This is a genomic window from Pseudocitrobacter vendiensis, assembly GCF_943590815.1.
Classification (GTDB): domain Bacteria; phylum Pseudomonadota; class Gammaproteobacteria; order Enterobacterales; family Enterobacteriaceae; genus Pseudocitrobacter; species Pseudocitrobacter vendiensis.
Genome location: NZ_CALSBS010000033.1, coordinates 18,503 through 38,124 on the forward strand (window position 1 = coordinate 18,503; position 19,622 = coordinate 38,124).

Consider the following 19,622-nt stretch of genomic DNA (forward strand, 5'->3'; position numbering starts at 1 on the left):
CCTTAATCTTTGTGTTATTCATCCTACTTCACGTTTTTTAAGCAAAGCAACATAAAAAACGCAAAGTTAGACGGAAAACGCAAAGTTAAGGATATTACCAATCATATGATGCGACAGAGGAGCCATTGAGTTGCACCTGAGCGTATCGCTATTGCTGTAGTTGGTATATTCACAACCTAACCAAATGATTTATAAAGACAATTTATTTGTTTAAAAATCATCCAAAGTTAGGCGAACATGCCAAATTCCTCGCTGTTTATACACTTAAAATCATTCCATCTTTCTCGCCAAAACAACGGAACACAATCAGAGAATGATTACACATATTCATTAGCTCACTATCTGAGAACACTATAACAGAACACAAACAAAGAATGCAATAGATTCAGATCACAAACTAGGAACACAGGTGTCTCATCGTATCATATACACGGAACACATCAGCACACAGTAGCCCATTATACGCGCGTATAATGGGCTACTGTGTGCTGATATGGAGAACACAAGTACAGAACAATATATATTTATTCCGATATTATGATCTGTTATCGTTCAGTAATTGTGTTCTGTAGTTTTGTGATGGATGTAGTGTAAATAATCGGCTATTGTTCTTTGATTATGTTACGATAATTCAAGGCAGATAAACGGGAGATCCAGGATGAGCAAGGTAAAAATCGGTGAGTTAATCAATTCGCTCGTGAACGAGGTTGAGTCAATAGACGCCTCTGACCGTACACAAAGTGAGAAAACGAAGAGAATTAAAGCCGCCGCAACACGGTATAAAAATGCTTTATTCAATGATAAAAGGAAGTTCCGTGGGAAGGGATTGCAAAAAAGAATAACTGCAAATACTTTTAACGCATATATGAGCAGGGCAAGGAAGCGCTTTGATGATAAGTTGCATCATAGCTTTGATAAAAATATTCATAAATTATCCGAAAAGTATCCGCTTTATAGTGAAGAAATTTCTTCATGGCTATCTATGCCCGCTGCAACTATCCGCCAGCACATGTCAGCGCTTCAATCAAAATTAAAATCAATAATGCCTCTTGCCGAAGAATTATCAAATTTAAAATTAGGTGTAAAAAGCAGCGAGGCTAAGTTAATAAAATTAGCCAAAAAATATCCCGACTGGAGTTTTGCTATTAGCGATTTAACCAGTGAAAATTGGAAAGACAGTCGCGATTACCTTTATAAATTGTTCCAGCAAGGCTCCTCTTTGTTAGAAGACCTTAGCCAGCTTAAGGTTAACCATGAGGTTCTATACCATCTGCAACTAAGCCCTGCGGAAAGAACCTCTATACAACAGCGATGGGCCGATGTACTGCGTGATAAGAAGCGCAATGTAGTCATTATTGACTACCCAACATATATGCAGTCCATTTATGACATCTTAAATAGCCCTACTACTTTATTTAGCTTAAAAACTCGTTCTGGCATGGCTCCTTTGGCCTTTGCTCTGGCAGCAGTATCAGGCCGAAGAATGATTGAGATAATGTTTCAAGGAGAATTTACGGTATCAGGAAAATATACCGTGGATTTTTCCGGTCAGGCTAAGAAACGCTCTGAAGATAAAAACGTATCAAGAAAGATTTATACACTCTGCGAAGCTAAGCTATTTGTTGAATTATTAAATGAATTACGCTCCTGTCGTGCTGCTTCTGACTTTGATGACGTAGTTAAAGGATATGGCGAAAACGACACAAGGTCAGAGAACGGAAGAATTAATGCTATTTTAGCAAAAGCCTTCAACCCCTGGGTTAAATCATTCTTTGGTGATGACCGCCGCGTTTATAAAGATAGCCGCGCTATTTACGCCCGTATCGCATATGAAATGTTCTTCCGCGTCGATCCACGGTGGAAAAACGTAGATGAAGACGTGTTCTTCATGGAGATACTCGGTCACGACGACGAAAATACCCAACTGCACTACAAACAGTTCAAGCTGGCCAATTTCTCCAGAACATGGCGTCCACATGTTGGGAACGAAAATAGCCGGCTGGTGGCTCTCCAGCAACTGGATGAAGCTATGCCCGGATTCGCCAGAGGTGACGCTGGTGTACGCTTGCACGAAACCGTTAAGCAGCTGGTAGAGCAGGACCCTTCTGTGAAAATCACAAACAGCACGCTAAGAGCCTTTAAATTCAGTCCGACGATGATTTCCCGGTACCTGGAGTTTGCAGCTGACGCACTGGAGCAGTTCGTTGGCGAAAATGGCCAGTGGCAACTGAAGGTTGAAACGCCGGCGATCATCCTGCCAGATGATGATGCCGTTGAGCCAATCGAAGAACCAGACGATGATTCCCAGGATGATGATCTTGACGACGATGAAATAGAGCTGGATGAAGAGAACGGCCAGCCGCATGACGAACAGGAAGAACCAGAAGAACACCAGCCGGCTGCACCAAAACCCATATTTAAACCGGCAAAAAACAACGGTGACGGCACATACATGATCGAGTTTGAATACGATGGAAAGCATTATGCCTGGTCCGGCCCAGCCGATAGCCCAATGGCCGCTATGCGAGCCGCGTGGGCGGCGTACCACAACTAAAAGGAAAGCCACCGGTGTATATCGGTGGCTTTATTTTGGTGGCCTGTCCCTACCCGTCCCCTGCAAGGAACGGAAGGATTAGGCGGAAACCGCAGCTGCAACAGCAGACATCGCCGTCCCGACTGCAGGGACTTCCCCGCGCATGGCGGGGCTTAAATTCGGGCTGGCCAACCCTATTTATCGGTAACAGCTGGAACGGTTAGTTTCGTGGATAGGGTCTCCAGCTTCTCTATGACCAGCTCAAAATGCGCCGGCAGCACCTTCTCCAGTTCCGTATCGATATCGGTGATCGGCAACTCCCCGCAGGACATGCTCCGCTGACCGCCGCGAACGACATCGCGCAGCAGCTCCCTCTCGTAAGCTCGCATATTGCCCAGGGCTGTTTCAGCAGCCGTTAATATTCGACGCAACTCGGCGACGATAGCCGGGAGATCATCAACAGTAATTGGATTAGGCGACGGGTTCCTGCAGGCGCGGCGAAGCGCCAGCCAAACACCACTGATCCACGCGTTCCTGTACTGAAAGCTCTGCGCAATATCGTTTATCAGCCCACGCAGCTCCTCTTTCTGCCGCCAGTCCAATGGTTCACCGGCGCATTTAGGCACTGGCTCGACATAGGCATATTCTCCGCTTTTTCGGATAGCTGGCAGCACCTCGTTCGTTACCCATTTGCGAAACCGCCAGGCTGTTGTGCCTTGCTTCACCGCGTCGCGGCAGCGGAGGATCAGGGTATAAAGGCCGGACTCGTTAACTATGTTCGCTTTGTCATTGCCACGGCTTAAGCCCTGAATTGAAGTAAGGGCTACCTCATCATCATCTAAATTCTTGATAGCCTTCGTTGGGTTCCCAATATCTAAGGCTCGGCAAACATCGGCGACAATAAACCACGGATTACCGTCAACCATGACCACCCGTATCGGGTGGTTTTCCTGAAATGAAAATACAGAGAGCGCGTTCATTTTGCCTCCCCGGATTTCAACTGCTCAGATAGGGACAGGGAGCAACCACGGGCCTCTTGCGTCAACTCACGCGCAACCTGCAGGAGTTCTGCTGCTTCCTGCAAATACAGTGAAGCCTCGTAGCTGGAGATAGTACGGTGGGCAGAGGATACCAGCGCCTCTACCTGCGCCAAGCGCTCCTCAATAGACTCCAGTAGCCCCAGGGTATTCAGTTCGACCTGATTCATGCAGCCACCCCGCTAACCGGGATTCGGGCTGATAAAACGAGAACAAAACGGCTGGCGAACTGGCGACGAGCTTCCCGTTCTGACGAAGCAATGGTGGAGAGGTTGTGGATATGAGATTTTTTATCGGTACGGCAGATCGCCGCGAACCTGAATTTGAGCATGGTGCGCACTCCAGTTTGGTTAGGGGTGCTACCACCAGAGTTGAGAATCTCTATGGGGTGGTAGCCCAGACGGGGTTCTCAACACCGGCCCAAACGAAACCGGCCCGACAAAAGTCGGCCCCGCCTGAGCCACCATAATTCGGATATGCGCAGGCACAGACACAAAAAAAACACGCTGGCGCGTGCTGTGCGTCGTCTGGTTCGTTCGGGGTTGAGATGCCCGGATGCGGAATTTGCCGCAACGGGTTAACTCTACCGCCAAAACGGAACGCACGTCAATAATTTAGGTAGATATTTTACCCCGTGACCAGTCACGGGGATAGCCGTTTTTATAGTTTGCTTTACTAACTGATCAGAACCTGATCAGTTAGCTCTTCGGCGGGTAAGTTTTTCTAAAGAGGTCGAATACTGCATCAATATTAACTTTTGGTGCATACATATCTACATACGTGACGTCAGCATAGTTCGGTTCAAAATTATCACCGTATTGAGATGCTTTCCCATTAACAGGCTGAATCATATAGCCATAAACACTATTTTTGGCTTCTGCAATCTCATATAGCGGTTTTGGGCTAATTACAGGTTTATCTCTGTCAAAGCACAGGATAAACCAACGTTGCTCAAATTGTTGTCGATAACAGGGAAGCGCAATTCCTGAAAAACTCTCAAGTTGATATTCAAGTTTTTCCTGTGCATTTTTGACATACATCGGCGCATCAACGCCATCGTCCCCACAACCAGCCAGTATAGCGGCCATCGTCCCTGCTAAAACAAGTTTCTTACGCATAATCACCAACATATAATTCTATGAAATGAATGGCTATTTTATACGCAAGAAACATACTGTTACTACTTCAATCCGGTTATCCGGCTGAAGAACGCGCCCACCTTCGACGTTGTCTCAAACCCCATACGTCCACGGATGAGCCACTGGAACGGAATGGTCAACAGGTACAGCGGAACGAACCATAAACGGTTCAGGCGCTGCCAGAACGTCCCGTCACTGCACTCCATCCACTCGGTATTGTCGACAACCTGATAAGCAAAGTGGCTGCGCTCATCCTCCAGACGGCCACCACACAAAAAGCTGGTAATTTCTTCATAGTTTTCGAAGCCTTCATCCTTCAGCTTCTTTTCCAACTGATAGCGATGAAGTACCGGTACCCATCCTCTGCGGTAAATCATGATTTAATCCCCGTTTCTGGAAACATTTCCTGCAGCCGCTTTTCGTAGCACACATCGTCGAAATACTTCTGCTCGACTTTCAACTCAAAGTCATTCAGCGTCATTTCTACAGGTCTGATACCGTAAAGCAGAGTGCCTTTGTTCAGATCGTACTTTTCCTTATCCTCTTCTGTTCCTGCATCCTCCATGATAGTTTCGGCAATATCAGAAAAGCAGATCGCCGCGCACCGAAAATCAGCAAAAGCCCGGTGCTCTCCCCACTCAGTGACGACATAAACAACACGCGTAGGGCCGCTGGCGCGGCGCTTAATTTCGTTCTCAATATCTCGCTTAAGCTCGTCCAGCTCGTAGTCATTTAACTTGTTAACGCTAATATCCATCGCCAGTCACCCCCACTGTCCATCAGCGAATAACGCGTTGTACTCCGACAACGGCAGGCGTTCGCCCTCGATGGCAATATTCAGTTCGTACCGCGTTCCCGGGTTTTCTTTATCGGCATCAGCCCAACGTTCAGCAGCTGCTGCAGCAAGACATTCAACCGCTTTCGGGTAGTCCTCAGTGCGGAACCAGCCAACGTTAACCCCGCCATCAGTCACAGCCCAGGCTACCTTTTTTTCTCCTTCCTGGATGGCCCGTATGCGGTCGTTGCACTCATCGCGGCAAAACTTCAACTGGTCATAGTCCAGACTGTCTAAATAGTTAGTTGTCGACATTTTTCACCTCACCATATTCCAAAACCTGTACGCGCAATAAGCTGGCAGACTCCAAGCAATAACAGAGTAATGATGACTACTTTTACTGGCGGCATTGATTCTCCTCTCCGTTCATCAGTATTTCCCGATATACCCATTTCCACACGCGGTAGTTGTTCGCAAAGGCTGTGCCACGGGCTTTAATGCGGCGAACCCGAGTATCTTCCTGGCAACTCTTCAGCGCCTTGTTCAACCGATACCAGTGCTGAAGAACCGATAAGATACCTATGGCCAGCAGCGTTAGCAGTAAATCAGCCATAGAACGCCTCCTGCGCGCCGTAGCCGCCCGTAGTCATTCCGGTGATGTATTCACGCAGCTGCCGCAGTTCGTTGCTGGAGAGGCGATCCATGAACTCTGTGAGGTACAGAGAGGCAAACGTCATAGCTATGCTTGCTGGCGACCAGCTGCTCATTGTCGCCAGCTCATCGTCGGACAGCGCGGTCATCGCCCAGGCCTCCGGAACAGGCACCGGCAGCGTGGCCAGAGCCTCAGATATTACTGAATGAGGGGCGTCCAGATTCTGCCCGTCTGTGGATCGCGATTTATGATCCATATATATATTGAGATCCAAATCGTGATCCACATCGTTGGCGGTCTTCTCGGTTTTACGCATCTGCAAGGTCAAGCCGTCTTCCTGGCGCTGGGCGAGGATGTCCATCATGAATTCTGCCGACTGCTGGTCGATGAAGCGGATTGTTGGCCGCTTATCTCCATCCCTGGCGCGTCGCTTGTCGGTCTTAAGACCGAGGGACTCGCAGATGTTTTTAAACAGGGCTTCCGGGACCTTCGGTTTTCCTTTCGGCGTTATAAAGCCGCCGATGCGCAGAACGTTGTTCAACAGGTCGCGGCGTTCGGCGGTCATGAGGTTGTCCCTGGCGAATCTGAGGCGTTCCTGGGTGGCTTCGCCGGTCATTGTCTCCGGGTCGATGCCGCAGTCGATAAAATACTGCCGCAGCGCTGTCGATTTCAGTCCGTAAAAGCCACGCATGGCAACTTCGACTGCCGGCGCGGTTTTTACTTTGTAGTCGGTAATGCCAGGGTGTTTCGCCTGGAATGCGTCATCCGCCTGTTCGCGGGTCATGGCCGTGACGACAAAGTATTGCCACTGCCCGGTTTGCCGGAAGGCGTAGGTAAAGTTGATCGCCGACTCTTCACGGTCATAGCGTCGCGCTGTGACCTCATCGAGCAACATGGTTTCGTATCGCTTGACCTTATCGCGAGCGCCATCAAAGTAGAATTTCAGGGTGTCTTCGTTTACCGGCAGCTTCAGCTCGTTCTCGATGTCCCAGCGAACCAGCTGCGCCTGTTCTTCAAGGGTTAAGGCCCGTTTTTTCAGAAGTGTTTCGCGTTCTGATTCATCCGGTGTCTCGATGCGGAGATGGAGATCCAGCGTTTGCTCCCAGACGATTTCCCGCGCTTCCTTACGCAGCTCCTTGCCAAGTTCATTGGCCTGTGGGTCTCCGGCCAGCGGCGCAACTTTATAGCCATCGCTGTGCATAATGCAGATCATGTTGCTGGCGTAATCGTTACGCGCCGTCGCTTCAATGGCCGACGCTTTGATTTTCATTCGGGTGAAATCGGTGTTGGCCACGCCCATCGATATTCTGTCGCCATCAAAGACAACATCCGTCAGTTCGCCGTTCATGCCGGCAGTGGCCAGAAGTGCCTGGACGTATGCGCGTTCAATTTTTTGTGGGTCGGTTTCGCGTTTTGCGCGAACCTTATCGAAGCCGATGATGAATTCTTTTGCTGTGCGGTCGCGGCGCAGCATCTGGATTGCATCGCTGGGGACCACCTCTCCGCAGAACATGCCGAAGTGGCGATCGAAGTGTTTCTGCTCGATGGATACGCCGGATGAGATTGACGGGCTGTAAATCAGGCCATCGTACTTCTTCACCATCTTTTTCGGCTTGTTGGTGAACTCTTCAACTTCCGGCTCTGGTTTGCTTTTCTGGTTCACGCACAGGAACTTCTTATGCGGGTAATTCAGGCGAAGGGTCGCGGTAACATCCTCTGCGAACGTCGAGCTGTCGGTGGCCAGCATGATTTTTTCACCCATCTCGACGGCCTTCATCACTTCGGACATGATGCGATCCTTTTCGGTATAGAACACGCGAATAGGCTCGCCGGTTTCGCGGTTGCGAACGTCGACCGGTAATTCGATAACGTGGATTTGCACCCATGCCGGCAACCCCAGCTCTTCGCGGCGCTTCATCGCCAGTTCTGCCAGGTCAACCAGCAGATCGTTGGCGTCGGCATCCACCATGATCGGGTGTAATTCCGTTCTGGCCAGCGCGTCAATCAGCGTATTGAAAACCAGGACAGGGTTTTCCATTGCGCGGCCTGACAGAACAGCGCGTAGCCCCTGTGTGGCTTCGTCAAACCCGAAATAGTCGTGCTGGCGCATCAGTGGTTGCCAGCAGCCTTTCGGGATGGAGTTTATGCAGATGGTCAGCTTGTTGGCGTATGGTGCCATTTCCTGATAGCCAGGGTCCTGGTAATGCAGAATGTCGGCCTTCGCGCCTTTCCCTTCTGTCATCATTTCCCACAACCCGCCGATAAGGCTCACCCTGTGCGCGACAGAAACGCCGCGTTCAGCGTTATGCATCAACGGACGCAACAGGCCTGTCGACTTCCCTGACCCCATGCCGGCGCGAACAATGACGATCCCCTGCAGCTCCTGCACGTACTTCAGGACATCTTCGGTCATCACCGATGTTTCAAAGCGTTTGTACGTGATGTGCTGAGGCCGCTTGTTCGGGTCTGTTATGCGGTCACTGAATGAGCGAGGGGCTTGTGCCGTGCGGCATTTTCTGTTCAGGCGGCGGGCAATATGGTCTTTGACTGTGGCGCGGTAGACGCTCTCCAGTCCCATATCCCGCAGAACGATGCAGAACATGTTGAAGAGATCTGACGGGCTGTTTGGCACCGGGCATGTCAGCATGCCGATATCTACCGCGTTCAGCAGCTCTTTGGCGAAAGTGCGGCGGTTATCCCGTTTGATGGTTTTCAGCTTGTTCAGCGTCAGCGTGAGCAGGTCTGCACTGGCGTTCAGGCGGTTCGATTTGGCGAACAACTGGCGAGAGGTTTCGCGGAGGCCGCGTAGTTTATGCAGGTCGTTAAAGTCGCTGCACTCCAGCTGGGGATCATCTTCAAAAGTCGGGTAAACACATTTTATGCCGTGGAACTTTGCAAGAATCTCAAAGCCGGTGCGCAAGCCCGTATTGCCTTTCCCTTCAGCTGACGATTTGCGGTCGTTATCCAGTGCGCAGGTGATTTTTGCGGCGGGATAGACGTTCACCAGCTGCTCGACAACATGGATCATATTGTTGGCGGATATCGCGACAACCACGGCATCGAAGCGTTTGTTCGGGTCCTTTCTGGTTGCCAGCCATACGGAAGCACCTGTCGCAAAACCCTCTGTTACTGCTACGTTCTGCGCCCCTTTCAGGTCGCCAATCACGAAACAGGCCCCGACGAAATCACCGTTTTTGATAGCGCTGGTCTGGAATTTACCACCGTGCTGATCGACACGTTGCCAGCCGACAATTCGCCCGTCTTTTCGCCCGTCCAGGTGCGCCAGAGGGATAGCCATATAGGTTGTTGGCCCACGGCTCCATTTTGCGCTGTCGTGACTGGTCACGCGACGAACATCACACGCGCTAAATACGTCACGAATTCCTTTTTTGACTGCATAAGGCCATGACCCGTCTTCAGCTGGCGCATGTTCCCAGGCATGATGGAAAGCCAACCAGCCGAGCAAACGTTCATGCTCCATCTGATTGTTTTTTAAATCATTAATGCGTTTCATCTCGACGCGGCGGCGGCGTGCTTCAGCCTGGCGTTCCAGGCGTGCGCGTTCTTCTTCTGGCTGAGCGACCACGGTCGCACGGCTCCGCTGCTGCTCACGGCGATATTCGGAAAACAGGAAGGAGAAACCACTCCATGAACCGGCATCACTGCCTTTCTGGACGAAGTTTACAAAGGGGTAACTTATGCCGTCTTTGCTCTGCTCCAGTCGGGAGTAAATTTCGACGCGGCCTTTGAGGCCCTTTTCCAGCGCTACCGGGAAGGCGTTATTGTACGTGGTGTAGCGCTCTTTGCTCCCACGAGGATTCAGCTGGATATTGTCAGCGCAGGCATGCCAGTTGATACCGGCCATCTGCGCCAGTTCGCTAAGCTCATCCCGTGCAGCTTCAAGCAATGAATACGGATCGCTGCCAAAGCGCTCCGCGTAGAATTCTTGTAAGTTCATTTTTTAGCCTTTCCATGCGAATTAGCATTTTTTCGGGTTGAAAAAATCCGCAGGAGCAGCCACAATAAACGCACAATCTTTCCGAGGGACGTGTCGTTGTTTTTGTGGCGGTGCTCCTGAAAAAAGGCCCGAGTTTGCCGACTCGGGTTTTTTTTCGTCTTTTTTCGGCTGCTGTAACCTGGTTCAACCCTGCGAAAGTATAGATCGCATTAAACCAGAATTATAGCCAGCAATAAACCCCGTTATTGTATCATCTACCCTCTACCATGAACGATTTGATCGTACCGACTACTTGGTGCACAAATTGAAGATCACTTTTATCATGGATAACCCGTTGAGAGTTAGCACTGTCTAAGTAGTAGTGCTCTTCGTCAAAACGCGCCAACCGCTGAATAGTGATTTCGCCGTTCTTCTCACAAACCAGCACATCCTCACCCGGAACGAGCGTGAGCGAAGAATCCACCAGGATAACGTCTCCTGGCTGGTAGTTACGCTGAACCTGGTTCCCGACCGTTAATGCGTAAACGGTGTTCCGTTGACTCACGAACGGCAGGAATCGTTCTGTGTTGGCAGGTTCTCCTGGCTGCCAGTCGCTATCCGGCCCACTTTCTGTCGTACCAATAACAGGAACGCGGTCTGGATCAGATTCAGTGCCATACAGTATCCATTGCACGGGTTTACGCAGGCACTTTGCCAGCGATAGCCCGATTTCCAGCGACGGCATTACGTCGCCACGTTCTAAGTTTTGGACGCCAGGAAGAGAGATTCCCACAGCCTCTGCTACTTGCTTCAGTGTCAGTTTCAGCTCTAAACGGCGTGCTTTCAGTCGTTCGCCTCGTGTTTTCATAGTGTTAATCATAAATGATCTGTTTATAGCTGGCTATAAATTTTATAAATTATACCTAGCTTTAATTTTTGATTATTGATTATAATAATCACCATGAAACCCGAAGAACTTGTGCGCCACTTTGGCGATGACGTAGCAAAAGCAGCGGCAGGCGTCGGCGTTACACCCGGCGCGGTCTACCAATGGCTGGCTGCCGGGGAAATCCCTCCTCTGCGTCAGAGTGATATAGAAGTTCGCACCGCTTACAAACTAAAGAGTGATTTCACCTCTCAGCGCATAGGTAAGGAAGGGTGTGATAGTGGAACTTAATAACATACGGGCCTGTGTATCCACAGCGCTGTCCGATATTCATTACCTTCAGCGCGGCATTCTGGAGGTTCAGCTGGAGCAGCTGCGTCTCGGCAGTTCTGGCCGTTTCACTGATAAACCGACCAGAACGATCTACATAGGCGATACGGAGGCTTATGAAATTTCAGTCGCTGCAGAGCCGGTTCGTTATCACGCCGGCAAGACTTTTAAGCAATCCTCAATGCTGCTAACTGAATTAGATTTTCAGACAGCCAGCTGGCGCAGGGCCATTGAACAGTTAAATAGCGAAGAGTCGGCATGGCTGCATTATTGCTACGGCTGCAAACCTAATTACAGGAATGACGTGATTATTTGCCAGTGGCTGTGGCTTGATTTTTTAGTTGCTCATTCCCGGTCGGGTTTTAAAAAAATGAAACTATCGACTAAAAAAATCATGCAGAAATTAACTTACTACGGAATTCAGCAAGTTAAATCTGAAATTTTTCGTGGTGAAAATGAAGATGTGCAGCGGGAGGATGAACATATAAGTTCCCTGCTGGGAATATCCGTTGATAGCTGGCGAAAAGATTATAAGAAGCGCTGGATATTGCTGAAATCACGATGCCTGTATCTGAACAAAACCGCGTTATTAAATGCGGCGGAGAAACGCAGTGAAATCATTAACCGCTATCGGGCAAGAAGTACCAACCTGCCTGTGCCAGCAGGTTATGCACAGGAAGCCAGCTAAACCGGAACTCCGGTATGCGGGAAGCAGGAACGAATACATCATCTGGTGCCCGACATGCGGCTATCGGACTCTTCCTGACAGTAACAGGCAATCTGTTATTACTGAATGGTATTTATCAAACCAACCAGGTAACAAACATATAGAAAATATATGGCTTAAACGTTATCTGGAAATCAGAGAGGGTGCGACCACGGTCGCACAAGATAATGAAGAAAACGCCATTTAAACAAGGCCCCATGTCGCGCAATGATGCGGAAAATATTTCTCGCGTTTATAGGCAAAAAGGGCGTGATGTCGTTATTGCTGAATCAATGAATTTAGATGGAAGCTATTTTGTTTACGTCGACCTGCCGGAATCAAAGAAAGAACCTACACCATCCAGAACTTTTCAACAAAAAATATGGGAATGACTATGTTTCATATTCAAAGAACAATCCTTCAGATGATGATGGCCAAATGGCTGAAAAGGGATTATGTCATTATCGATACGGAATCAACAGGGCTTCTCAGCGATGATGAAATTATCGAAATCACGATCATCAATATGCGCGGTGATGTGTTGCTGGACACCTTGGTTAAGCCGACGCGCCCAATTCCACCTGACGCCACCAAAATCAACAACATCACCGACGAAATGGTCGCTGATTCCCCGACATGGCCAGAAGTATTCTCGTTGGTAAAAAACATCATTGCCGGGCGTAAGTGGCTGGCGTGGAACTCCTCTTTTGATGCCCGGATGATGGTGCAGAGCTGCTTAAAAACGGATTTTTTAGATGGTATGAAGCCCGACGCCGTCGCCTCTGTTATCCGTGACATTGAGACGAACCATATTGACGCTAAAGCTATCTACGACCAGTGGTATGGCGAGTTTGACAAGAAGCGTAAGGGTTTCAAGCGCCAACGCCTGACAACAGCCGCTGAACGTCATGGAATCGAAATCGGTGGAGCGCATCGCGCGTTGGCTGATTGCATGATGGTTCTTGGCGTTCTGAAAAAAGTCTGTGAGCACCCCCACCTGCAGGAAAACACAGAACAACAAAACCTGCCCCCCTGCCCGTTCTGCTACGGTCCACCATCGTTATTCACTCATTATCTTGACGAGATGCAGTTCAAGCCTCTGTATCAGCCCGTAAATTACGGGGATGACGGCCTGTACGTAGGCTCTTATGTCTTCTGCCATGAGTGTGGTGCCCAGGGGGAAGAAATAGAGGCTCACGTTTACGACGATTCAGATGTTCACCAGCTTGAAGAAGCAGCAAAGAATGTCTGGAGTAATCGCGGCGATCGCCATCGTGAGCTTTATGTCTCGAACATTGAACGTAAAGAGGTTGAGACGGTTCGTGAGTTAAACCGCGAACAGGCCAACCTGGTTATGTTGGTTAAGCAGCTGGCCCACTCAATCCGAACGTATAACCCTGATAGTTTACTCGCCGAACGAGCCATGAAGCACCTCAAAGCAGCCGGCTTAATCAGTGTGGAGGATATTTTGAGATGACCGACTCCACAATACATGCACAGCGGGCTGTAATGGCGCGTTTCAACGCTGCCGCCAAAAAATACCGTTCCACATATGCCGATCACCGTAACGACCCGTGTAACGGCGAAGCGCTGGAAGCCTGGGACAAAGCTACGGCTGAGTTCTCTGCGATGATTGCCAATGATGAATTAAACATCATTGCGGCGCTGTTAGAAGCGCTGGAGGTCACAGAGAACCGGGCTTCTGCTGCTGAGAAGCGTATTCCTGAGTTGGAAAATGAGATAACCGTGAGCCTGAATGAGATGGCTCGGATTATCCAGAGAGAAACTAAAGCTAAACGCATTGCTCTACAGAATATAGCCGAGCTGGAATCCCGCACCGTGAAATTGCCTTATCTACCAGACGACTGCGACCGAACGGAAGCGCATTTTAAATACCAAGTTGCGCTGACTGCCGCTGGCATCAAGTGGGAGGATGTGTGATATGGCAGATGTTAGCAATGGCCCGGTATCAACATTACCTGGCTGCATTTCTGGTGTGCCGGCAGGTACTAAATGCGATGAGCATCCCGATCGTGATGCCGTTCGCCGCGTTCAGGGTGAAACAGATTCATTTGGCTGCGAGTATCACGATATGTGCCAGGAATGCCACGATGAATATGTACGGGAATCCCAAACTGCCGATTATTCCGGTAAATGCAACTGGTGCGGGAATCATGTTGATCACTTATATCCCCATCGAGATATCGAAGAAGGGAGCTACGGCCGCGTCTATGAAGTGTGCAAACCCTGTATTGATGCTGAACGTCAGCGCGGGGAAGAAGAAGATGAAGAACGGTGGTAATGAATGATGGATATAGGCCAGATAAGAGCCAGGCTTCGGGAGTTGTCTGCCGAGTGTTTTCACGCCGCGCGTGAACTTGATCTTGGAGCTGAGCGTACAGAGTTGTTTTGTCTGCATGACGTTCTACGCAAGCTATCGACCCCAGGTTACGGTGTTGAAGTTCACGATACTATGAATCCGCTTCTGCGCGGCGATGATGAAGAGTGAGAGGACTAATGTCTAATAACAGACTAACAGAGGGGCAATTACTTTTTCGCCTTCAGGATTTTTATGGTGCAGAACAGGATGCTTTAAAAATTGGAGACTATGAGTTTGCGCAGGAATGTTCAGACATTGTGAGTGTTATCCGCGAGCTACAGGCGTTTCGTAAGGCTAATAACGCTGGGCCGGTAGCTATGAAAGACCATGAGCTTCGCGAGCTGGTAAACGCGTTGCTCGATATCGCTGTCGAATATCATGGTACACAGCAGCTGCGCGACCGCATTGCCCGAACCGTAAGCGCCGCCATGCTTAAAAAGGAGAATAGATAATGGCACTGACACCAGCTGAACGGCAAAAGCGCCGCCGTGAGCGACTGAAAAAAGAAGGAACCACCAGGCGAGACTGGCTTCTGGAACCAGAAGAACTACGCATGCTGGGTGAGATTTGCGAGCAGCGTCGTCCGGGTCGAACCCCATATGCAGAAAATGAAGTGCTGGGACTGTTGATCCGAAAAAATTACAAAGAGCTTCAAAAGAGTCTGGCCGGTTCGTGTGAACGATGTGGAAAGAAACTGCCGGTTTCCGAGTGCCTGTTTGATGGTGAAGGTTCCTGCCTGTTAACCACGTTAAGGTTGAAGCTGGCAATTAAAGCGTGACTGGTCACGGAGGGTTAAAAATGGATAAAAGTGCATTACTCCTTGAACGGCTTCGGCAGCGAACTGAAAACAGTATGGCCAGCGGAGGAGATGGTTTTATTTTTGCTTCAATGCTTGCGTTCGACGTAGGCCTGAGCACCAGAACGGTTCGGGGAATGTTGGATTCTGCTGTTCGGTGCGGCATCCTGGAAAAAAAGGAGCGCGGGGTTGGTCGTGCACATAAGTACCGGACTATTCAGTGAATTAACTAAAAAAATTGTCGAAATTTGGCTGTATCGTTTGCGGATATATCTGTAATTATATACAGTATAATAAACCTTGGTAGATTAAATGGTATACGATTCAATGACAGATGCAGCCGTATCATGTTGTGAAAAACTTGATTCTCAGCTAAGCGATCTTGACGCTGTCCTGGATATGGTGAGCACCGTTATGGCCTCACCAGAGGCCAGTCTGCATATTAATGAAGCGACACGACTTCTCCGCATGTCCCGTGGGATAGTCCACAGGTGTAAAGATGTGGTTGCGGTTGAGCGTAGTCGTCAGGCATGCGATTAAAGGGAAAGGAGATATCCCCTTTCCCTTGCTATGAACAAAGTCGATTCCTGATCTAATTAATAGACCGCGTGAATATCAATGCTTGCACCGCAAGCCTTAGCGTATCGAGAAAGCGTTTTCATGCTTGCACCGAGAGGGTTGCTTTCCAGGCGGCTAATAGCTGACGGTTGCAGTCCCATACGTTCTGCCACCGCTGATTTAGTCAGGCCAGCTTTCTCTCTCATTTCATACAGCATTTCAACCATAGCCAGCTCTTTGTCGGCTTCCTCATAGCCCCGGATAGCCTCCGGGGTGTTGAGCAGTTTTTCTTTAACCTGGTTAAACGGGATGCCTTTTACTTTCATCAGCTCATCTCCTTCAGACGCGTTCTGGCGATATCAATTGCCTTAGCAGGTGTTTTTTGCGTCTTTTTAACAAACGCATGTAGTAGATAAATTTCGTTGCCGGCTGCGTAGGCGTACAACGTTCTTGCTATGTTTTTATCCCCTACCCTTAGTTCGAAAAGGCCACCGCCAATAACGCGGCTATGAGGCATTTTCATTTTGTTACCTTCACTTTCCAGTCTCTCGATCAGCCGGGTCATACGACCACGTAGCTCATCAGGTAGTTCTTGTAGCTCATCCAGCGCTGCCGGGTGGGTTATCACGTTAAACATAGTATAGCCTCCTGATGTAGAAAATATACCAAAAACGGAAATTTACCGCAATAAAGAAATTTCACTAAAAAGATAAAAATAACACTGGATGTGTTTAGCAGGCAGAGTTACAGTTCGTGTCGTTGAGAGGGGAAAAGCCCATAACCGCATGAATTTGGAGAAGATTGTGAACTATCAAGGCAACGAAAAAATGCGTCAGGACGCAGCGGAAATTTCTAACGAGCTGTATGAGTTGTGGCAGAAAGTAAAACGCTTCGAACGTGAATACAGCTTCAACAGCAAGGACCTGACAGACCGCTTGGCTGGGCGTCTGGTTGGCACGATGGAACCGAAGCTGGCCGAACTGAATAGCTTCATGGCCGATGTTGATTACCAGTTTGAAGATTAAGGAGTAACGCGGTGAACGTTAAAGAGATTCGGCAGAATATGACTGAAGCAGCGTTAAGTGTAGAGACTGTAATGCGTGGGCATCCACGCATTAGCCTGAAAGAATTAAGTGATGCCTGCTGCTTAAGCCAGACGGCGGTTGAATTTATCGTTGAGCAGATGGTTTGTTTGGGTGTCGCACAACGCGGTGCTTTCGGGCGGTACTCACTTACGGTTGAGTATAAAAACGGAATTTTCTGAGAGTGTGCGACCACGGTCGCACAGAATAAAAACGAAAAAGGTTGGCAAAACAGCTATTTTTAGGTATCGTTTTTCTAAGTTGGGTGTTTTGCGCCTGACGTCCGAACAACCGCCTACGGGCGGTTTTTTTGTGCCTGAAAAAAGTGGGCGCGGGACAAGTTGCAGCTTATCCCGCGGTCAACCCATGCCAGAGGTATAGGCTGAACCCAAAGCCCACCCGCGATGCGCATCGCAGGGTTAGCTTACCCAGGCAGAAACATAATAGCTATGTTAAAAACTACACAAATCAATGGAGCGCAGCTCGTTTGCGCAGATTCTCTGCAATTCATCAAAACCATCCCCGACAATTCCGTAAACCTGATCGTGACCGACCCACCCTATTTCGGCGTGAAGTCGAACGCGTGGGACAACCAGTGGGATAACGATGCCGATTTTTTAGGCTGGATTGACGAGTTTCTTGCGGAGTTCTGGCGGATACTGGCCCCGAACGGCAGTTTGTATATGTTTACCGGTTCGCGGCTGGCATCAAAGATAGAACTGCTTACCAGCGATCGTTTCAACGTTCTGAACCATATCACCTGGGCAAAACCAAGTGGCATATGGCGTGGGTGCCATAAAGAAAGTCTAAGGGCTTACTTCCCGGCAACCGAGCGCATTATGTTTGCAGAACACTACGGCGCATCCGGTTATGCGAAAGGTCAGTCAGGTTACGCGAGCAAATGCGCAGAGTTGCGGAAAGATGTTTTTTCCCCGTTGATTGAATCATTTGCGTCAGCTCGACGTCAGCTGGGGATTTCGGCAGCGGATATTAACACCGCGACGGGAAAACAGATGTGTTCGCATTGGTTTTCGGCATCGCAGTGGCGGTTGCCGGCGCTGGATGACTTTAATAAGTTGCACGAGTTGTTCCGGCAGCGTGCTGAAGCCCTCGGTGTTCCATGCCCTTCGCCTTTTAATGTTGGGTATGGAGAACATGAAAAGCGCTATGCCGACCTTAAATCACGCTATGACGTGGTTAAGGGCCAATATGACGATCTAAAGGCCCAATATGAAAACTTGCGTCGACCGTTCTCTGTGACAGCGGATGTCCCCTATACCGATGTCTGGGAATTCCCGCCTGTGCAGTATTACCCTGGTAAACATCCTTGTGAGAAGCCGGCTGCGATGATGGAACACATTATCAGCAGCAGCTCTCGCCCTGGTGATGTAGTCGCGGACTTCTTCATGGGATCTGGTTCAACCGTTAAAGCTGCGTTGAAGCTGGGCCGTCAGGCGATAGGTGTTGAGATCGAAGAAGAGCGCTTTTTACAAACGGTCTCCGAAATAGAAAAAATTTAACGACAGGCCTCGCGTTATGCGGGGCTTTCTCAAATAAAGGGAGTGTTAAGTGGAAAAAAATCAGAATGGCTGCCAAATACTGCCAGTAGCTAAAGACTTCAAATTTTGTCTGGGTCAGTTGGTTAATCTGCGTATCAGTGATGAATGGGGCGAAGTTCAGGCCCGTGCGCAGTATCTCAACGGTGAGAATCAGTACCTTGTGTATTATCAGGCCGCTGATAAATGCGCGACTCAGCGTTGGTACTCAGAATCGCAGTTGGTGGCGGTAGAAGACGATCGCTCTCCGGGTATGCCGGTTTTTGGCTGCGTAGAGCTGCCTGAAGGTGCAACCGTAGAAGATTAATCATTACAGAAGCTCCTGCGTAGGGGCTTCGATAATGTTTATCCCGGCAAGCGGATAACTCAATCAATATCCCTGAGAGGGGATAACTCTTAGCCTCGCAATAGCGGGGCTTTTTAATGCCCGCCGCGCGGGTGGCGGAGTCATGAACACAGCTATCGAATACGGAAATCCTGATCTCTGGCTGGTTCTGCTCATGATCTCAGCTGGAGTGGTATCAAGCGCTTTGTTGTCTGATACCCCTTTGAACCTGCGACGTCTTACAGGTGACGTTATACGGGGGGTGATTGTTGCAATCATCCTTTGGGCATACGGAATTATGGGCAACGTTTCAATTTTGAAGGTTATTACCCTCGCAGGCCTGTCAGCCATTGCCTGGCCTCATACCGTCAATGAAATCACCAGATTCGCAAAAAACACAATCAGCCGAATTTTCGGCGGGAGAAATAAACGATGAATTATGGGCTGGTCCGCAAACAGGATGCTGTTTGCTATGCCGAGGCTGTCTGCGACGTAATCGGCCACGGGAAAAATAATGCAGCTGTTTTGCTGTGTGTGGAAACCGCTGCTGCCGAAACGTTGCTGGGTGAATATTCAGATCCAACCCCAACCAGTGCAGGCACTGGTTTAACGCAAGTTGATCCGGGAACGTTCGAATGGCTTCGTGATAAGTACAAAAGCAGCCGCTATGCCGGCACGCTGCTGAAAGAGTTTGGTGTTGACCTGAGCCGAACCGTTTATCAGGAGCTGAGAACGTCCCCTCTGCTGGCGATGCTGTTTTGCCGTCTGCGTTACCTGGCTGTTCCTGAGTCAATCCCTACGACCCGTGAAGGTCGGGCCAGCTACTGGAAGAAGTATTACAACACCTCGGCAGGCAAAGGCACGCCGCAGGATTATATCGATAAATGCCAGCGTGCTGGCGTTGACGCGCTATTCAAGCAGTGAAGCGCA

At 49.4% G+C, this 19,622-nt stretch carries 28 protein-coding genes; 16 read left to right on the forward strand and 12 right to left on the reverse strand.

The annotated features are described in order from the left end of the window. Positions 1-658: 658 nt before the first annotated feature. On the forward strand, positions 659-2,554 hold the full coding sequence (locus tag NMC31_RS22575; protein WP_253899148.1) for a protelomerase family protein: 1,896 nt from the start codon (positions 659-661) through the stop codon (positions 2,552-2,554). Positions 2,555-2,727: 173 nt separating this feature from the next. On the opposite strand, the gene NMC31_RS22580 is transcribed toward NMC31_RS22575, so the two are convergent. The 10 genes from NMC31_RS22580 to NMC31_RS22625 all read right to left on the reverse strand — a co-directional run bounded on the left by NMC31_RS22580 (position 2,728) and on the right by NMC31_RS22625 (position 10,953). Then, complete coding sequence (locus tag NMC31_RS22580) at positions 2,728-3,513, reverse strand: BRO-N domain-containing protein (protein WP_253899149.1); 786 nt, start codon at positions 3,511-3,513, stop codon at positions 2,728-2,730. Further along, positions 3,510-3,740 carry a hypothetical protein gene (locus NMC31_RS22585; RefSeq protein ID WP_063617367.1) on the reverse strand — a complete coding sequence of 77 codons (231 nt, stop codon included), beginning with the start codon at positions 3,738-3,740 and terminating at the stop codon, positions 3,510-3,512. The genes NMC31_RS22580 and NMC31_RS22585 overlap by 4 nt, the downstream gene beginning before the upstream one ends. Further along, complete coding sequence (locus tag NMC31_RS22590; protein ID WP_253899150.1) at positions 3,737-3,901, reverse strand: host cell division inhibitor Icd-like protein; 165 nt, start codon at positions 3,899-3,901, stop codon at positions 3,737-3,739. The genes NMC31_RS22585 and NMC31_RS22590 overlap by 4 nt, the downstream gene beginning before the upstream one ends. A gap of 367 nt (positions 3,902-4,268) precedes the next feature. Continuing rightward, complete coding sequence (locus NMC31_RS22595) at positions 4,269-4,688, reverse strand: hypothetical protein (RefSeq protein WP_253899151.1); 420 nt, start codon at positions 4,686-4,688, stop codon at positions 4,269-4,271. A gap of 62 nt (positions 4,689-4,750) precedes the next feature. Further along, the gene (locus tag NMC31_RS22600; protein WP_253899152.1) at positions 4,751-5,086 is read right to left on the reverse strand and encodes a hypothetical protein; all 336 of its coding nucleotides are present in this window, start codon (positions 5,084-5,086) and stop codon (positions 4,751-4,753) included. Then, positions 5,083-5,466 carry a DUF5448 family protein gene (locus NMC31_RS22605; RefSeq protein ID WP_253899153.1) on the reverse strand — a complete coding sequence of 128 codons (384 nt, stop codon included), beginning with the start codon at positions 5,464-5,466 and terminating at the stop codon, positions 5,083-5,085. The genes NMC31_RS22600 and NMC31_RS22605 overlap by 4 nt, the downstream gene beginning before the upstream one ends. A gap of 6 nt (positions 5,467-5,472) precedes the next feature. Further along, positions 5,473-5,799: a hypothetical protein gene (locus NMC31_RS22610; protein WP_253899154.1), complete on the reverse strand. Its 327-nt coding sequence runs from the start codon at positions 5,797-5,799 to the stop codon at positions 5,473-5,475. A gap of 82 nt (positions 5,800-5,881) precedes the next feature. Next, entirely contained in the window at positions 5,882-6,097 is a 216-nt protein-coding gene (locus NMC31_RS22615) for a hypothetical protein (RefSeq protein ID WP_253899155.1), read from the reverse strand. Further along, on the reverse strand, positions 6,090-10,094 hold the full coding sequence (locus NMC31_RS22620; protein ID WP_253899156.1) for a plasmid replication protein, CyRepA1 family: 4,005 nt from the start codon (positions 10,092-10,094) through the stop codon (positions 6,090-6,092). Before NMC31_RS22620 ends, NMC31_RS22615 begins: the two co-directional genes overlap by 8 nt. Positions 10,095-10,344: 250 nt before the next feature. Then, a complete protein-coding gene (locus NMC31_RS22625; protein ID WP_063617374.1) occupies positions 10,345-10,953 on the reverse strand; it encodes a helix-turn-helix domain-containing protein in 609 nt (202 codons plus the stop codon). A gap of 81 nt (positions 10,954-11,034) precedes the next feature. Here NMC31_RS22625 and NMC31_RS22630 point away from each other — a divergent pair, with 81 nt between their 5' ends. The 9 genes from NMC31_RS22630 (at position 11,035) to NMC31_RS22670 (ending at position 15,395) form a co-directional block, all read left to right on the forward strand. Then, positions 11,035-11,250: a Cro/CI family transcriptional regulator gene (locus NMC31_RS22630; RefSeq protein WP_074174131.1), complete on the forward strand. Its 216-nt coding sequence runs from the start codon at positions 11,035-11,037 to the stop codon at positions 11,248-11,250. Then, positions 11,240-11,977 (forward strand): bacteriophage antitermination protein Q, encoded by a 738-nt coding sequence (locus tag NMC31_RS22635; RefSeq protein ID WP_253899157.1) that lies wholly within the window; start codon positions 11,240-11,242, stop codon positions 11,975-11,977. Before NMC31_RS22630 ends, NMC31_RS22635 begins: the two co-directional genes overlap by 11 nt. Before the next feature lie 206 nt (positions 11,978-12,183). Continuing rightward, a complete protein-coding gene (locus NMC31_RS22640) occupies positions 12,184-12,387 on the forward strand; it encodes a hypothetical protein (RefSeq protein ID WP_253899158.1) in 204 nt (67 codons plus the stop codon). Positions 12,388-12,389: 2 nt separating this feature from the next. Beyond that, on the forward strand, positions 12,390-13,472 hold the full coding sequence (locus NMC31_RS22645; RefSeq protein WP_253899159.1) for an exonuclease domain-containing protein: 1,083 nt from the start codon (positions 12,390-12,392) through the stop codon (positions 13,470-13,472). Beyond that, positions 13,469-13,936 carry a hypothetical protein gene (locus NMC31_RS22650; protein ID WP_253899160.1) on the forward strand — a complete coding sequence of 156 codons (468 nt, stop codon included), beginning with the start codon at positions 13,469-13,471 and terminating at the stop codon, positions 13,934-13,936. The genes NMC31_RS22645 and NMC31_RS22650 overlap by 4 nt, the downstream gene beginning before the upstream one ends. 1 nt (position 13,937) lies before the next feature. Then, on the forward strand, positions 13,938-14,297 hold the full coding sequence (locus tag NMC31_RS22655; RefSeq protein WP_253899161.1) for a hypothetical protein: 360 nt from the start codon (positions 13,938-13,940) through the stop codon (positions 14,295-14,297). 215 nt (positions 14,298-14,512) lie between these two features. Then, entirely contained in the window at positions 14,513-14,827 is a 315-nt protein-coding gene (locus NMC31_RS22660) for a hypothetical protein (RefSeq protein ID WP_063617379.1), read from the forward strand. After that, complete coding sequence (locus tag NMC31_RS22665; protein ID WP_063617380.1) at positions 14,827-15,153, forward strand: hypothetical protein; 327 nt, start codon at positions 14,827-14,829, stop codon at positions 15,151-15,153. Before NMC31_RS22660 ends, NMC31_RS22665 begins: the two co-directional genes overlap by 1 nt. A 20-nt stretch (positions 15,154-15,173) precedes the next feature. Further along, positions 15,174-15,395: a hypothetical protein gene (locus NMC31_RS22670; RefSeq protein ID WP_063617381.1), complete on the forward strand. Its 222-nt coding sequence runs from the start codon at positions 15,174-15,176 to the stop codon at positions 15,393-15,395. A 372-nt stretch (positions 15,396-15,767) separates the two neighbouring features. Here NMC31_RS22670 and NMC31_RS22675 read toward each other — a convergent pair whose 3' ends face one another. Beyond that, positions 15,768-16,055 (reverse strand): helix-turn-helix domain-containing protein, encoded by a 288-nt coding sequence (locus NMC31_RS22675; protein WP_253899162.1) that lies wholly within the window; start codon positions 16,053-16,055, stop codon positions 15,768-15,770. After that, complete coding sequence (locus tag NMC31_RS22680; RefSeq protein ID WP_063617383.1) at positions 16,055-16,366, reverse strand: type II toxin-antitoxin system RelE/ParE family toxin; 312 nt, start codon at positions 16,364-16,366, stop codon at positions 16,055-16,057. Before NMC31_RS22680 ends, NMC31_RS22675 begins: the two co-directional genes overlap by 1 nt. 166 nt (positions 16,367-16,532) lie before the next feature. Between NMC31_RS22680 and NMC31_RS22685 the strand changes: the two genes are divergently transcribed. From NMC31_RS22685 to NMC31_RS22710, 6 genes are all read left to right on the forward strand, one after another. Further along, entirely contained in the window at positions 16,533-16,754 is a 222-nt protein-coding gene (locus tag NMC31_RS22685) for a YubE family protein (RefSeq protein ID WP_063617421.1), read from the forward strand. A gap of 11 nt (positions 16,755-16,765) precedes the next feature. Then, positions 16,766-16,993: a hypothetical protein gene (locus NMC31_RS22690; RefSeq protein WP_063617384.1), complete on the forward strand. Its 228-nt coding sequence runs from the start codon at positions 16,766-16,768 to the stop codon at positions 16,991-16,993. 267 nt (positions 16,994-17,260) lie between these two features. Continuing rightward, a complete protein-coding gene (locus NMC31_RS22695) occupies positions 17,261-18,331 on the forward strand; it encodes a DNA-methyltransferase (RefSeq protein ID WP_253899163.1) in 1,071 nt (356 codons plus the stop codon). 49 nt (positions 18,332-18,380) lie between these two features. Beyond that, on the forward strand, positions 18,381-18,674 hold the full coding sequence (locus tag NMC31_RS22700) for a hypothetical protein (protein WP_253899164.1): 294 nt from the start codon (positions 18,381-18,383) through the stop codon (positions 18,672-18,674). A 142-nt stretch (positions 18,675-18,816) separates the two neighbouring features. Further along, entirely contained in the window at positions 18,817-19,128 is a 312-nt protein-coding gene (locus NMC31_RS22705; RefSeq protein WP_063617387.1) for a hypothetical protein, read from the forward strand. After that, positions 19,125-19,616 (forward strand): hypothetical protein, encoded by a 492-nt coding sequence (locus NMC31_RS22710; protein ID WP_063617388.1) that lies wholly within the window; start codon positions 19,125-19,127, stop codon positions 19,614-19,616. The genes NMC31_RS22705 and NMC31_RS22710 overlap by 4 nt, the downstream gene beginning before the upstream one ends. Positions 19,617-19,622: the final 6 nt, after the last annotated feature.

Coding starts and splice junctions, on each gene's coding strand:
- NMC31_RS22680 (WP_063617383.1), bottom strand. CDS start 16,366: ATGTTTAACGTGATAACCCACCCGGCAGCGCTGGATGAGCTACAAGAA.
- NMC31_RS22670 (WP_063617381.1), top strand. CDS start 15,174: ATGGATAAAAGTGCATTACTCCTTGAACGGCTTCGGCAGCGAACTGAA.
- NMC31_RS22650 (WP_253899160.1), top strand. CDS start 13,469: ATGACCGACTCCACAATACATGCACAGCGGGCTGTAATGGCGCGTTTC.
- NMC31_RS22595 (WP_253899151.1), bottom strand. CDS start 4,688: ATGCGTAAGAAACTTGTTTTAGCAGGGACGATGGCCGCTATACTGGCT.
- NMC31_RS22665 (WP_063617380.1), top strand. CDS start 14,827: ATGGCACTGACACCAGCTGAACGGCAAAAGCGCCGCCGTGAGCGACTG.
- NMC31_RS22675 (WP_253899162.1), bottom strand. CDS start 16,055: ATGAAAGTAAAAGGCATCCCGTTTAACCAGGTTAAAGAAAAACTGCTC.
- NMC31_RS22705 (WP_063617387.1), top strand. CDS start 18,817: ATGAACACAGCTATCGAATACGGAAATCCTGATCTCTGGCTGGTTCTG.
- NMC31_RS22630 (WP_074174131.1), top strand. CDS start 11,035: ATGAAACCCGAAGAACTTGTGCGCCACTTTGGCGATGACGTAGCAAAA.
- NMC31_RS22580 (WP_253899149.1), bottom strand. CDS start 3,513: ATGAACGCGCTCTCTGTATTTTCATTTCAGGAAAACCACCCGATACGG.
- NMC31_RS22710 (WP_063617388.1), top strand. CDS start 19,125: ATGAATTATGGGCTGGTCCGCAAACAGGATGCTGTTTGCTATGCCGAG.
- NMC31_RS22640 (WP_253899158.1), top strand. CDS start 12,184: ATGAAGAAAACGCCATTTAAACAAGGCCCCATGTCGCGCAATGATGCG.
- NMC31_RS22620 (WP_253899156.1), bottom strand. CDS start 10,094: ATGAACTTACAAGAATTCTACGCGGAGCGCTTTGGCAGCGATCCGTAT.
- NMC31_RS22610 (WP_253899154.1), bottom strand. CDS start 5,799: ATGTCGACAACTAACTATTTAGACAGTCTGGACTATGACCAGTTGAAG.
- NMC31_RS22585 (WP_063617367.1), bottom strand. CDS start 3,740: ATGAATCAGGTCGAACTGAATACCCTGGGGCTACTGGAGTCTATTGAG.
- NMC31_RS22645 (WP_253899159.1), top strand. CDS start 12,390: ATGTTTCATATTCAAAGAACAATCCTTCAGATGATGATGGCCAAATGG.
- NMC31_RS22590 (WP_253899150.1), bottom strand. CDS start 3,901: ATGCTCAAATTCAGGTTCGCGGCGATCTGCCGTACCGATAAAAAATCT.
- NMC31_RS22695 (WP_253899163.1), top strand. CDS start 17,261: ATGTTAAAAACTACACAAATCAATGGAGCGCAGCTCGTTTGCGCAGAT.
- NMC31_RS22660 (WP_063617379.1), top strand. CDS start 14,513: ATGTCTAATAACAGACTAACAGAGGGGCAATTACTTTTTCGCCTTCAG.
- NMC31_RS22655 (WP_253899161.1), top strand. CDS start 13,938: ATGGCAGATGTTAGCAATGGCCCGGTATCAACATTACCTGGCTGCATT.
- NMC31_RS22575 (WP_253899148.1), top strand. CDS start 659: ATGAGCAAGGTAAAAATCGGTGAGTTAATCAATTCGCTCGTGAACGAG.
- NMC31_RS22615 (WP_253899155.1), bottom strand. CDS start 6,097: ATGGCTGATTTACTGCTAACGCTGCTGGCCATAGGTATCTTATCGGTT.
- NMC31_RS22605 (WP_253899153.1), bottom strand. CDS start 5,466: ATGGATATTAGCGTTAACAAGTTAAATGACTACGAGCTGGACGAGCTT.
- NMC31_RS22625 (WP_063617374.1), bottom strand. CDS start 10,953: ATGATTAACACTATGAAAACACGAGGCGAACGACTGAAAGCACGCCGT.
- NMC31_RS22600 (WP_253899152.1), bottom strand. CDS start 5,086: ATGATTTACCGCAGAGGATGGGTACCGGTACTTCATCGCTATCAGTTG.